Source organism: Gluconacetobacter dulcium (genome assembly GCF_014174165.1).
Classification (GTDB): domain Bacteria; phylum Pseudomonadota; class Alphaproteobacteria; order Acetobacterales; family Acetobacteraceae; genus Gluconacetobacter; species Gluconacetobacter dulcium.
Genome location: NZ_JABEQN010000053.1, coordinates 1 through 2,585, shown reverse-complemented (window position 1 = coordinate 2,585; position 2,585 = coordinate 1). Strand labels below are relative to the sequence as shown.

Below are 2,585 nucleotides of genomic sequence, written 5' to 3'. Positions count from 1 at the left end.
TTGAGCAAAGGCGGAAGGGACCCATGCTCCCAAACGGGCTCCAGACCCTCGGGGGGGACGGGCTCCCTTCCGCTATACATCCTCGCACATCACCAACAGACAGGGGGGGGAGCGGAAGGTCGGGTTCTGAGGCGGTCAGCCAGCAGAGCGCGCCTCTACACAAATGATCCTCGCAAGGGCTGTGTGCCCCAATTTTGACTGTATCTATTCACTAGCGAAGTCTAGCCTCATCGTCCGTCAGCATTTAAGGTTGTGTCATGTCAAGCGATCTCGAACCCCATCTCGCCATGTGTGCTGCTGACCTCTCCATCGACCTAGAGCAACTCGCGATTCGTGAATCTGAACAGATCGAATGGAAGGAGAACGTCGCAGATGTTGACGACGTCGTGCAAACCCTTTCCGCCTTCGCAAATGACCTCGCCAATCTCGGTGGAGGATATGTGATTTGCGGCGCGCAAGAAGTAAAGGATGAGCATGATTTTCCAAAGCTCGTGCGAGTTGGATTGACTTCGAGCCGGCTGAAGGAAGTTGAAGGACAAGTTCTTCAGAGGTGCCGAGATAGAGTCTCCCCGCCCATCTCGCCTCTCGTTCACGAAATGCCAAGTGATGATCCGTCGACTCGCCTGCTGATATTTATTCAGCCGTCGACTGGTTACGCCCATAGTGTAAGGAGTGGCAACGATGGTGCCAAACATTGGGTCCGGATGGGGCGCGAGACGCGAGAAGCGAGAAATGGCACCCTCCGTGAATTGCTCGTCCGCAAGGGAGCTCAGGAACCATGGGATCGACGAGTTTGTTCGGCGGCAACGGTCAACGATTTGGATCTGTTGGCAATACGCGACGCTTTGCAACGCATGCGTGTGTTCTCGGCCGACCGGGGGGTTGAAGCCTACCTCTCCGATGATGTGCAACTCAGTGCGATGGTTCCGCCGCTCTGTGGCCGGGAGCCAATGACTAATATTCTTCGGCCTCGAAACTTTGCTATTCTACTTTTTGGTCGTGAACCACAGCGCTTCATCCCAGGGATGATAAGTTTGTTTTCAATTTATCCTGGCCGTGATCGCTCGGACGTTCAAGCTGAACGACACGAGCTAGCTGGAACAATCATTGAGCAATCACGCCGACTGAATGAACTGCTGGATGTTCAATCTTTTATCACATTTGACAAGAATGATAAAGTCAATCCCAATTCAGTAAAGTATCCAAGACGAGCGCTTTATGAGGCAATGGGTAACGCACTAGCACACCGTGATTATGGAGAAAGTGATCCGACTAGGGTGACGGTTTTTGAGGACCGAATCGAGGTTCTTTCTCCGGGAGGACTACCATTGGGCGTTGGTCTTGAAAAATTCAGGCATGGTGAGGCGGCACCACGATGGCGCAATCAAACATTGGCTTGGTTTTTCAATCGCTTGCAAATCGCTCAAGCCGAAGGGCAGGGAATACCAACCATTCTCCGGACCATGCGTGAAGAAGGCTGTCCACCACCCGTATTTGACGTCGATGAGGCACGAGTTATTTGCGTTCTGCCGGCGCATCCTCGCTACGCTATGATGCGGGAGATCAGGTCGGTTGAACAAGATTTGGCTATCGGCGATTGGGAAGAGGCTCAACGGTCGGTAACGAAAATTCTGGAACGTGATCCAGGAAATGCCCGCGCGTTGCAGTTGTTCGCTGAAGTATTGACATCGCTGCGGGATCCCGCCCCCTTGGTCAAATGGCTTAAAACCGACGGAAACGAATGGGAGCACCTGTCACGGGACGTTCTGCTGCAATTTAGCGAAGCCTTGGTTTCGGGAAAAGACACGAGCGATGAATATAGGGCTATTGCCCATCGATTACTTTCCCGTGCGGCCAGTGGTCGGCTCGAAGAACGCGAGCTTCGTCGTGTGATTGTCGCAATGATACGGAGCCGCGACCATAGGAATGCCATCCAATTGCTCGATGGCTATGCAAAAGAACACAATGAAGTTCATTACAGCGCATCATTCCATCAACTTCGAGGAGATGCCCTTATTGGCATGGCTAATAAGTGCCTCGCAACGGCTCGACGCAGTAAAACGCCTCATGCCACACGGGAAAGAGCATGGGATCAATTTGAGCAGTATGCCCGCGAAGCAAAAGATCATCTTCTAAAGGCTCTGACAATGAGCCCAGATGCGAACTTGATCTCGACGATTGAATTAAATATGTCGTATTTAGAGGAGCAAAAAGACAAGGCGCGACGATTTCGGCGACCGAGGCGATAATAGCAGCAAGACAGAAGATCATTGTTTAAACCAGTAAAGATATTTACGGGAATTTTTCCACAAAAAAATTGCAATGATCGTTTGTGCTATATTGCCGATTTTTCCTACGTGGAGACATTGGGCTAAAAGTACTTTGCTACAATTTCTTTAGAAGGGGCAGTGTCTGGTTCGTCCTCTGGGAACTGGGTGGGTAGCGAACCGGTAGACTCGGTTATTGCGGCCTGAGCTAACCCGGATATCTCACACGAGTAGGTACATCGGGCTCTGAAAACGGCGAAAGTTCTTGTTGGAAAAGGAAAATCCGCGAGCGAGGCCAGAGACCCGATGCAGACAGAG

At 51.5% G+C, this 2,585-nt stretch carries 1 protein-coding gene; it reads left to right on the top strand.

Translation table 11 applies throughout. The annotated features are described in order from the left end of the window. Positions 1 to 287 precede the first annotated feature (287 nt). Positions 288 to 2,249 (top strand): ATP-binding protein, encoded by a 1,962-nt coding sequence (locus HLH25_RS19815; protein WP_220791931.1) that lies wholly within the window; start codon positions 288 to 290, stop codon positions 2,247 to 2,249. Positions 2,250 to 2,585 lie beyond the last annotated feature (336 nt).

Coding starts and splice junctions, on each gene's coding strand:
- HLH25_RS19815 (WP_220791931.1), top strand. CDS start 288: ATGTGTGCTGCTGACCTCTCCATCGACCTAGAGCAACTCGCGATTCGT.